We start from the raw sequence: 258 nt of genomic DNA, 5'->3' as shown, positions 1-258 counted from the left end.
GTTGTAATTATGCTTAATCGTCAGATGGGCGTAAAGCGGGACGTTGCGAAACTGGAAAGAGCTACGCAATAGAGGGGGATTTTGGGGGCAGATTTGGGGGCATTTTGAAAGAGGGGGCACCGATAGGGGCACAAAAAAGACCGTGCACGTCCGTAGATGTCCGTTAAACGTTTTTAGCTAACTCATTGAAATGGAATTATTTATTATAATTTCAATGAGTTGCGAATTTCCTGCACACTAAAACTGCACAAACAGCTT

The organism is Enterobacter cloacae complex sp. S1 (assembly GCF_014930525.1).
Classification (GTDB): Bacteria; Pseudomonadota; Gammaproteobacteria; order Enterobacterales; family Enterobacteriaceae; genus Enterobacter; species Enterobacter hormaechei_C.
This window is presented reverse-complemented; position numbering follows the sequence as displayed.